The sequence below is a fragment of the Massilia sp. MS-15 genome (assembly GCF_020176695.1).
GTDB classification, from domain to species: Bacteria; Pseudomonadota; Gammaproteobacteria; order Burkholderiales; family Burkholderiaceae_D; genus Telluria; species Telluria hydrophila.
The window spans coordinates 216,367-225,356 of the sequence record NZ_JAIWIA010000009.1; the positions used below are offsets into that span (position 1 = coordinate 216,367).

An 8,990-nucleotide genomic window follows, 5' to 3' on the forward strand; every position below is an offset into this window, starting at 1 on the left:
CCCGGCCGACCGGCCGGGTCACTCTACCTACGAAAGGAATCACCATGTCTCACGATTGCTCCAGCGAGTCCGTCTCGGCCCGGCCCCACGTGTTCGATGCCAGGGGCGTGGCGCGGCGCTTCCGGCATGCCGCCATCTTCGGCGCCCTCGGCGCGCTGCTGCCCGGCGAGGCGATGCGCTTCATCAACGACCACGACCCGCTGCCGCTGCTGGCGCAACTGGGCGAATATTTCGGTCCCCGCGTGGATGTCGTCTACCACCGCCGTGCGCCCGGCGACGTGGTGATCGACTTCGTCGTGAAAAGCTAGGCCCGCCATGCGCCTGACCGAATTCACCGACCATGCCCTGCGCCTGCTGATGTACCTGGGAGCCCACCGGGGGCGCATGGCCACCATCGACGAGATCGCCCTGCAGTACGGCATCTCCCGCAATCACCTGGCCAAGGTCGTCAACGAGCTGGCTGCCTCGGGCATGATCCAGACCGTGCGCGGCCGCTGCGGCGGGGTGTGGCTGACGCGCGAGCCGCGCGACATCCGGCTCGGCGAAGTCGTCACGCAGACCGAACCCAACTTCCACATGGCGCAGTGCTTCGGTGCGGCTGCCGCAGCCTGCCCGTTCTCTCCCGACTGCCGGCTGCGCGCGTCGCTGGCCGATGCGACCCGCGCCTACCTGGACGAGCTGAACCGGGTCACCCTGGCCGACCTGCTGCCGGCAGCGCCGCCGGCGACGTCCGCGGCCCAGCCTTCCGGATCAGGTCACTGCCACCAGCCCAGGACACCATGACAAGCCATCCGACTCCCCCCGTCTGCCTGGACGTATCCGGCCTGCTTCCACCGGAACCGATGGAGCACATCCTCGACGCGCTCGCGGCCTTGCCGGCCGGGGCGTTCTTGCAGGTACGGATCGACCGCGAACCGTTTCCGCTGTACCGGATACTCGAGCGCGACGGCTATGGCCACCGGATCGCCCCGCGCGACGACGGCAGGTACGACCTGATGATCTGGGCCGTGCGATGCAAAGAAAACTGAACTACGAGGCCATGCCCCCGATCTGGGTGCCGCTGGCCTTCCTGCTCGCCGCACCATGCTTCGCGCTGGCGGCATCGGTCGTGCTGGCCTGGCAGGGCGAGGCGGCGCTGGTCTCGCGCTGGACGCCGGCCACGCTCGCCATGACGCACCTGCTGACCCTGGGCTTCCTGACGATGACGATCGTCGGCGCCCTGTTCCAGCTGCTGCCGGTGGTCGCAGGCGCCCGGATCCCCCTTGCGCGTCCCGTCGCGGTCGCCGGCTGGATCGGCCTGGTGTCGGGAACCGTGATCCTGGCCAGCGCCCTGGGCCTTGGACTGGGAGGCGCTGCCTTCCACGCCGCCGCGGCGGTGCTCGCCCTGGCGGGCCTGCTCATGCTGGCGGTGCTTGGCATCGCGCTCGCGCGCCGCGCCGCCCCTGCCGCCAACGCGCTGGTGCGCGGCGTGCGGCTGGCCGCAGCAGGCCTGGCGCTCACGCTGGGCCTGGGCGGCACGCTGGCCCTGTACCTGGGCGGCGTGGCGGTGGCGGACGTCGTGCTGCTGACCGACATCCACGCATCCTGGGGGTTGCTGGGCTGGGTCGTGGCCTTGACGACGGTCGTGTCGTTCCAGGTCATTCCGATGTTCCAGGGTACGGCAGCCTATCCGGCGTCCCAGGAAGCCGGGGTGCCCGCGCTGCTGTTCGCGCTGCTGCTGGCCTGGAGCGCCGCGGCGCTCGGCGGAACCGGACAGTGGCGCACCGCTGCCGAGATCGGCCTTGGCGTGCTACTGCTGTCATACGTCCGGACAACGCTCCTGCACTTCCGGCGGCGCAAGCGCCAGGCCGATGTCGGCACGTTTTACTGGATCCAGGCCATGGCGTGCCTGGCAGGGGCGGTACTGGTCCATTTCCTTCCGATCGATGGCGACCGCCGGGCCCTGATGATGGGCATCATGGTCATCGCGGGCTTTGCGATGTCTGCGATCAATGGCATGTTGTACAAAATCGTGCCCTTCCTCGTCTGGTACCACTTGCAGGAAAGGGCCGGGGGCGCACGTGCGCGCATGCCCGGGATCAGGACGATCGTCGATGAGCCGCGCGCGCTGCGCCAGTGGCGCTGGCACCTGGTTGCCTTCGCCCTGCTGCTGGCGGCGCCGCTGGCGCCCGGGGTCCTGGCGCGGCCCGCCGGCCTGTTCCAGGCCCTGGCCATGCTCTTGCTGATCCGCGACCTGGCCGGTGCCGCCATGCTTTACCTGCGTCTTCGCAGGGCCTAGAGAGCAAGCCTCGAACCGCGCCACCCTTGCATGGAGGAAAATGCCCGGCTGGAGCTTGCCGAGTTATCATTGCATGCATCGGACCAGGATAGCAGGAGAAGGGATATGCAAGAACTATCGCGAGGCGCGCGCTTGGCCCTCGCCCAGGATGTGTCACAGAGGCCGCTTCAGGTCAAGCTGGCGGGCCAGGGCCTGGCACTCGACTTTGCCTGCTTTGCCATTGGCGCCTCCGGCAAGCTGGTCGACGACCGGTACATGACCTTCTTCAACCAGGCCAGCACGCCGTGCGGCGGCGTTGTGCTGGCGAGCCAGGGAAGCACGGTCGACGGTTTTATGTTTCGCCTCGCCATGCTGCCGCCGACGGTCGAGCGTGTCGTCATCACGGCCAGTATCGACGGGGACGGCGCCATGTCGCAGCTGGCACAAGGCCACGTGGGCCTGCATGGCGCGGAAGGCGAATTCGCCCGCTTCGCATTCACCGGCCAGGATTTCGCCCATGAACAGGCGGTCATGCTCGGCGAGTTCTACCGCAGGGACGGGGGCTGGCGCTTCATGGCGGTCGCGCAAGGATTCAACGGCGGATTGCCCGCGCTGGTACGGCATTTCGGCGCCGACGTCGCGCAGGAGTCCGCGCCCGCCATCCCCGCGCCACAAGTCCAGGCGGCACAGGCAGCGCCTCCAGCGTCGAGCATCAGCCTGGAAAAGCGCATCGAAGCCAAGGCACCGCAACTCGTCAGCCTGGTGAAATCGGCGGGCGTGTCGCTGGCCAAGGCCGGGCTGCAGGGGCATCGTGCCAGGGTCTGCCTGGTGCTCGATATTTCTGGATCGATGAGCAGCCTGTATCGCAAAGGCCTGGTGCAGCGTTTCGCCGAACGCATCCTGGCGCTGGGGTGCCGCTTCGATGATGATGGCGACATCGACGTCTTCCTGTTCGGCAGGAACGTCCATCGGACCGAGCCGATGGGGCTTTCCAACTGGACGGGTTACGTCGCAAAGGCCATCGAGCGGCATCCGCTCGAGGGCGATACCCGCTACGGCGCCGCCATGGCCGCGGTGCGCCGGCATTATTTCCCCGATACGGACGGGGGCGAGCGCAGGACGGCACATGCTGCGCCGCTCCCGGTCTACGTCATGTTCGTGACCGACGGCGGCACTTCCGACCAGGCCGTGACCGAACGCCAGCTGCGCTGGTCGAGCCGCGAACCGATTTTCTGGCAGTTCATGGGAATCGGGAAGGGAAGGAAATCGAGAAGCAAGCGCCTGTCCAATTTCGCCGAGTCCGATTTCCCTTTCCTGGAAAAACTCGACGACCTGGACGGGCGCCTGATCGACAACGCCGACTTCTTTTCGGTGGCGAGCCCGGACGAACATGACGATGCCGCATTGTACGACCTGTTGACGACGGAATACCCGGCTTGGGTGGCGCAGGCGCGGCAGCACGGGCTGTTGCAGGAGCCGAACCGGGTGAGCTAGCTTGGCCGCCCCATGCCGCTGGATTCGCGGTACGTACAGCGCAGCCTGTGCAGGCCGCCTGGCCGCGACTCAGATACCCGGCTGGTCAAGGATGTGATCGATCGCCACCAGTGTCTCCAGGGCCCCGGCGGCAATCCCGACGCCGGGCACGCCGTCGAGATGCGGTGCGCGCGGGTTGATCCGGATGAGCGCGCCGCCGTGCCGCAGCACGACGCGCCGGGCGAACTGGCGTACGGCCGGGACGTCCAGCCCGGCCCCGATTTCGATCACCACCGGGCGGCGCACCCGTGCCAGCCATTCCTGGCAGTGCGCCGCCTGCGATGCGCGCTGCGTATCGATCCAGCCGTCATCGCCGAACATGAGGATGTTCGGCCGGGCCATGCCGCCGCAGCGGGGACAGGCGGGCAGGGGACTGCGCAGCGCACAGTGGGCCTGGTCCACCACCGGCTGCAGGCCGTCGGCCGGCCAAAGCAGGGGAACGCAGGGCAGCAGGCACTGCAGGCGGTGGATGCTCCCATGGCATTCCTCGATCCGCGACGGATCGAAGCCGGCCTTCTGGAACTGGCCATCGACGTTGCTCGTGAACACGAAGTAGCCATCACGCTTCGCCTCGCCCCAGCGCCGCAGCAGCCCGTAGCCGGCATGTGGAAGGGTGCGGCGGTACAGGCCTAGCCGGTGGCCGTAGAAACCCCAGGCGCGGCGCGCATCGGCGCGGAAGGCGGACGGACTGGCGATATCGATGAAGCCCGTTCCTGCGGCGGCAAGCGCCGGGTAGGCCTTCCAGAAACCGGCGTTGCCGCGAAAGTCGGGCAGGCCGGAATCGACGCCCATCCCTGCGCCGGCAGCGATGAGCAGCGCATCGGCGCCGGCAAGCAGGGCCGCGGCGCGTTCGATGGCCCGCGGGTCGCCTGGCGCCGCGCTCATGCCGGCGCCCCGAACGGTTCGGTGTGCATGCTGTGTCCTTTCACGCATGTCCGTGCATGGTGAACATCGTGCCGGCCTGGCGCTATACGAGCTTCGCCAATCGATGGTGCCCGGTTCGGACGCGTTATCGTCCGGACCCGTGATCAGGCCTGCGGCCCCGCCGCCCGCTTGCTGCGATACCGCTCCTGCATCCATGCCACGATGCCCGGCACCAGCGACAGCACGATGATGCCGAGAATGACGGCAGTCAGGTTCTCATTGACCCATTTGATGTTGCCGAAGGCATACCCGGCCAGCGTCAGCGATACCACCCACAGGGTGCCGCCCGAAATGTTATACGAAAGGAAGGTCCGGTAGCGCATGCTGCCCAGCGCCGCGACGAAGGGCGCCAGCGTGCGGACGATCGGCACGTAACGCGCGAGCACGATGGTCTTGGGGCCATGGCGCTCGAAAAAGCGCTCGGTATACAGGATGTGTTCGGGCTTGATGAAGCGCAGCCGGTGGCCCGCCTGGATTCGTCCGCGGAAGGCGCTGCCGACCGCGAAATTGACGATGTCTCCCAGCACCGCCGCCACGATCAGCAGCGGGATCAGCACCGGCAGCGACAACATGCCTTTCGCCGCCAGCGCACCGGTGACGAACAGCAGGGAGTCGCCCGGCAGGAAGGGCATCACGACCACACCCGTTTCGACGAAGATCACTGCGAACAGCAGTACATAGACGAGCACCTGGTACTCGGCCGCGAGGACGGCGAGATGGCGGTCGAGGTGGAGGAACCAGTCGAGCAGGGTAGTCAGCATAGCGTTTGTCTTTGTTTCATGTGAAAGCCAGGGATCGATCCCGCGTGATCGGCGCGCCAGTGCGCGGGGCACACAGGTGGGGGCGCAAACCACCGCATTGTACCGCGTGGCATGCGTCCCCCCTAGTCGTCCATCACGCCGCAGGCGGCCTGCCGGCTCGGTAGACCTGCTAAGATGCCGATTTTGACACAGCGACGCGCCTGCATCCGCCTAGGCCGCGCCAGACTCCGCCCATGATTCCCTTTACCTTCAACGACATCGAGGTCGGCGCGCGCCTGGTCGAGGCCCTCGCGCGCCAGGCGAGCTCGCTGCGCGGCATGCCGATCACCTATGGCGACCTGCTGGCGCTGGCCCGCTCCCTGCATCCGAAGGATGAGGTGCTTGGCCGCGCGGTCCAGGTCGGCATCGGCCCGAAGCTGCTGTTCGTGGAAGGTTTCTGCGCCGCGCACGGCTATCCCAACCTGGCCTGCCTCGCACTGGACCGGGACACCGTGCGGCCCCATCCCGCCTACCAGGGCGACCGGGAAGCCGATCGCCGCGCCGCCGCCGGCTTCGACTGGAGCGGGATCGCGGCGCCGCTCGCGGCGCATGTGGCCGCGCAGCGCGCGATGGTGCCGGCGCGCTACAAGCCGCGCAAGGAGCGGCCGGCGGACGTGGCCTGGTATGCCTATTTCTGTTCGCACCGGGCCGCCTGCGACAGGCTCGGCCTGGAGGACAAGCAGGAAATCATCAACCAGATGATGGCCGGACTGGACCCGGAAACCGCGCTGGCGCGCGTGCTGGCGGCCCGGCCCGCATTCGGCGGGGCAGGCTAAGGACGTTCCTGAGGGCCGTGTCCCGCAGGATAGCTTGCACTGTGCTGCCGAGCCCTTGAACGTGCTAGGATAATCTTTCCAGTCGCATGGCGCCGCCATCATGGATTCCGATAATGCCGCGGGCGGTCCAGCCCGCCTCGAAGACCTGCTCGAGCATATTCCTGCCGGCGTCGTGGTGCACGGCCCCGACGGCCGCATCCTGTCTGCCAACCGGCTCGCGTGCGAGCTGCTCGGCCAGACCCAGGACGAGCTGACCGGCACCGCGTCCAGCGCGGCGGCATGGACCTTCATCCGCCCCAACCACACGCGCATGCGGCCCGAGGACTTTCCGGTCAACGTGGTGTTGCGCACCGGCGTCAAGGTGGCACAGCTGATCGTCGGCGTTCCCGATGCGGGGGGCGTGCCGCTGCGTTGGCTGATCTGCAATGCCTACCCGGAATGCGATGCGTCGGGCCAGGTGCAGCAGGTGGTGGTCTGCTTTACCGACTGCACCGCGCTCAAGCGTGCCAAGCAGCGCCTGCAGAAGTCCGAGAAGCGCCTGCGCCTGGTCCTGCGCGGTTCTACCGATGCGCCCTGGGACTACGACCTCGTGACCCGCGAAATCTACTATTCGGAGCGCTGGTGGAGCATGCTCGGCTACCATCCGGGCGAATTGCCCGCCGACGAAACCTTGTGGCTGGCGCTCGCCCATCCGGAGGACCAGGAAGCGGTGATGGCGTTCATGCGCGAACTGTTCGCCAAGCGCTTCGACACCTACAGCATCGAGTTCCGGCTGCGCCACCGCGATGGCCACTACGTGCCGGTGCTGTCGCGCGGCTTCGTGCTACGCGACAATCACGGCAAGCCGCTGCGCATCTCCGGCACCAATACCGACCTCACCGAACGCAAGCAGGCCGAGCACCAGGTCTACCAGGCCGCCTATTTCGACTACCTGACCGGCCTGCCCAACCGCCGGCTGCTGGTGGAAGAGCTGGACAAGGCGCTGGCGCGCAGCGCCCGCACCGGCGAGCATGGGGCGCTGCTGCTGCTCGACCTGGACAACTTCAAGCTCGTCAACGACACCCTCGGCCACGAACTGGGCGACGCGCTGCTGTGCCAGGTGTCGGAGCGCCTGCGGCTGGTGCTGCGCCACAGCGACGGCCTGGCCCGGCTGGGCGGCGACGAGTTCGTCATCGTGCTGGAACAGCTGGGCAGTTCGGTGCGCGAGGCGGTGCGCGAAACCGGGCACGTGGTCGACAAGCTGCTCGCTGCGCTCGAGCAGCCCTATCATCTGGGCGGGCGGATGGTCCTCAGCACGCCCAGCATCGGCATCGTGCTGTTCGACGGGACCACGGCCGATGTCGATGCCCTGCTCAAGCAGGCCGACATGGCCATGTACCAGGCCAAGGCCGACGGCCGCCATACGGCGCGCTTCTTCGACCCGGGCATGCAGGCGGCCGCCGACCGCCAGGCGGCGCTGGAGGCGGCCCTGCGCGGCGGCCTGGCGGCGCACCAGTTCGTGCTGTATTGCCAGCCGCAGTTCAACCGCCAGGGACGCCTGGTGGGCGCCGAGGCGCTGGTGCGCTGGCGCCGCGAGAGCGGCGAGCTGGTCGGGCCCGCCGAGTTCATCGGCCTGGCCGAGGCCACCGGGCTGATCGGCCCGCTCGGGCAGCATGTGCTCGAAGCCGGCTGCCGGGCGCTGGCGCGCTGGCGCGGCGACCGCGTGCTGGGTCGCCTGAAGCTGGCGGTCAATGTCAGCGCCCACCAGCTGCGCAGCGCGGCCTTTGCGCGCCAGGTGGACGAGATCCTGGCGCAGACCGGCGCGCGGCCGCAGAAGCTGTGCCTGGAGCTGACCGAAAGCGTGTTCGCCGAGGACGCGGCCGGCATCATCGCGCGCATGCATGCGCTGCGCGCCCGCGGCATCGGGTTCTCGCTGGACGACTTCGGTACCGGCTTTTCATCGCTGTCCTACCTGAAGCGCTTTCCCCTGACGGCGCTGAAGATCGACCGCTCCTTCGTGCACGACGTGCACATCGATCCGGACGCGGGCCCGATCGTCGAGGCGATCATCGCCCTGGCGCGCACGCTCAAGCTCGACATCGTGGCCGAAGGCGTCGAGCACGAGGCACAGCGCAGCTTCCTGATCGAGGGCGGTTGCAGCACCTTCCAGGGTTACCTGCTGGGGATGCCGGTGCCGATCGAGGAATTCGAGCACCGGTACAGCGCGCAAGGCTTCGGGCACGCCTGACGACAGGCTGCGTCGTGACGAGGCCACTCCAGCCGCGGAAACTCGCGCCATGCAGGGCAGCCTGCGCTTTTCCTAGCGCGGATCGGGATCGAACCAATGCTTGGGAAAAGTGCCGTCGTAATATTCGACCAGTTCGAGCAGCATTGCCGGCTGCTGGTTCGGTATGTACAGCAGGCGTTTCGAGTCCCGGGACAGCAGCTCACTGGACATCTGGTTTTCCGATATGAGCGGCTTTTTCATGATCGTTCCATCGCGCATCCGGACCGACCGGTAGCCGATGCGTTTCTCGAGGTAGGCCAGCATATCGGGCGACTGGTCGCCGAAGTACTGGACACCGCGGGTATTGCGAATGAAATTATCCCAGGTATCCGGGTAATATCTTTTCAATTGGCTGATATGCTGTACCACGGGCCATAAGGTAATGCCGGCCGATCCTAATTGGCCAATTGCCATATCAAGTGTTTCATTCGCAA

At 67.4% G+C, this 8,990-nt stretch carries 10 protein-coding genes; 7 read left to right on the forward strand and 3 right to left on the reverse strand.

The annotated features are described in order from the left end of the window. Positions 1–44 precede the first annotated feature (44 nt). The 5 genes from LCI23_RS05955 (at position 45) to LCI23_RS05975 (ending at position 3,751) form a co-directional block, all read left to right on the forward strand. Positions 45–308, forward strand: a complete 264-nt coding sequence (locus LCI23_RS05955) for a DUF2249 domain-containing protein (protein WP_224945289.1) — start codon at positions 45–47, stop codon at positions 306–308. Between the two features lie 7 nt (positions 309–315). Continuing rightward, positions 316–783 (forward strand): Rrf2 family transcriptional regulator, encoded by a 468-nt coding sequence (locus LCI23_RS05960; protein WP_224945290.1) that lies wholly within the window; start codon positions 316–318, stop codon positions 781–783. Further along, positions 780–1,028 (forward strand): DUF2249 domain-containing protein, encoded by a 249-nt coding sequence (locus LCI23_RS05965; RefSeq protein WP_224945291.1) that lies wholly within the window; start codon positions 780–782, stop codon positions 1,026–1,028. The genes LCI23_RS05960 and LCI23_RS05965 overlap by 4 nt, the downstream gene beginning before the upstream one ends. Positions 1,029–1,039: 11 nt before the next feature. Next, positions 1,040–2,278, forward strand: coding sequence for a permease (locus tag LCI23_RS05970; protein ID WP_224945292.1), 1,239 nt, complete (start codon positions 1,040–1,042; stop codon positions 2,276–2,278). A 105-nt stretch (positions 2,279–2,383) separates the two neighbouring features. Beyond that, on the forward strand, positions 2,384–3,751 hold the full coding sequence (locus LCI23_RS05975; protein WP_224945294.1) for a VWA domain-containing protein: 1,368 nt from the start codon (positions 2,384–2,386) through the stop codon (positions 3,749–3,751). 69 nt (positions 3,752–3,820) lie between these two features. On the opposite strand, the gene LCI23_RS05980 is transcribed toward LCI23_RS05975, so the two are convergent. Both LCI23_RS05980 and LCI23_RS05985 read right to left on the reverse strand, forming a co-directional pair. Continuing rightward, positions 3,821–4,675 carry a Sir2 family NAD-dependent protein deacetylase gene (locus tag LCI23_RS05980; RefSeq protein WP_224945298.1) on the reverse strand — a complete coding sequence of 285 codons (855 nt, stop codon included), beginning with the start codon at positions 4,673–4,675 and terminating at the stop codon, positions 3,821–3,823. A 143-nt stretch (positions 4,676–4,818) separates the two neighbouring features. Next, complete coding sequence (locus LCI23_RS05985) at positions 4,819–5,475, reverse strand: VTT domain-containing protein (protein ID WP_224945300.1); 657 nt, start codon at positions 5,473–5,475, stop codon at positions 4,819–4,821. 233 nt (positions 5,476–5,708) lie between these two features. Between LCI23_RS05985 and LCI23_RS05990 the strand changes: the two genes are divergently transcribed. Both LCI23_RS05990 and LCI23_RS05995 read left to right on the forward strand, forming a co-directional pair. Then, positions 5,709–6,290 carry a hypothetical protein gene (locus tag LCI23_RS05990; RefSeq protein ID WP_224945302.1) on the forward strand — a complete coding sequence of 194 codons (582 nt, stop codon included), beginning with the start codon at positions 5,709–5,711 and terminating at the stop codon, positions 6,288–6,290. 100 nt (positions 6,291–6,390) lie between these two features. Beyond that, complete coding sequence (locus tag LCI23_RS05995) at positions 6,391–8,517, forward strand: bifunctional diguanylate cyclase/phosphodiesterase (RefSeq protein ID WP_224945304.1); 2,127 nt, start codon at positions 6,391–6,393, stop codon at positions 8,515–8,517. A 72-nt stretch (positions 8,518–8,589) separates the two neighbouring features. On the opposite strand, the gene LCI23_RS06000 is transcribed toward LCI23_RS05995, so the two are convergent. Beyond that, a partial coding sequence (locus LCI23_RS06000; protein WP_224945306.1) for a TraM recognition domain-containing protein occupies positions 8,590–8,990 on the reverse strand: 401 nt, incomplete at its 5' end.

Coding starts and splice junctions, on each gene's coding strand:
- LCI23_RS05955 (WP_224945289.1), top strand. CDS start 45: ATGTCTCACGATTGCTCCAGCGAGTCCGTCTCGGCCCGGCCCCACGTG.
- LCI23_RS05960 (WP_224945290.1), top strand. CDS start 316: ATGCGCCTGACCGAATTCACCGACCATGCCCTGCGCCTGCTGATGTAC.
- LCI23_RS05965 (WP_224945291.1), top strand. CDS start 780: ATGACAAGCCATCCGACTCCCCCCGTCTGCCTGGACGTATCCGGCCTG.
- LCI23_RS05970 (WP_224945292.1), top strand. CDS start 1,040: ATGCCCCCGATCTGGGTGCCGCTGGCCTTCCTGCTCGCCGCACCATGC.
- LCI23_RS05975 (WP_224945294.1), top strand. CDS start 2,384: ATGCAAGAACTATCGCGAGGCGCGCGCTTGGCCCTCGCCCAGGATGTG.
- LCI23_RS05980 (WP_224945298.1), bottom strand. CDS start 4,675: ATGAGCGCGGCGCCAGGCGACCCGCGGGCCATCGAACGCGCCGCGGCC.
- LCI23_RS05985 (WP_224945300.1), bottom strand. CDS start 5,475: ATGCTGACTACCCTGCTCGACTGGTTCCTCCACCTCGACCGCCATCTC.
- LCI23_RS05990 (WP_224945302.1), top strand. CDS start 5,709: ATGATTCCCTTTACCTTCAACGACATCGAGGTCGGCGCGCGCCTGGTC.
- LCI23_RS05995 (WP_224945304.1), top strand. CDS start 6,391: ATGGATTCCGATAATGCCGCGGGCGGTCCAGCCCGCCTCGAAGACCTG.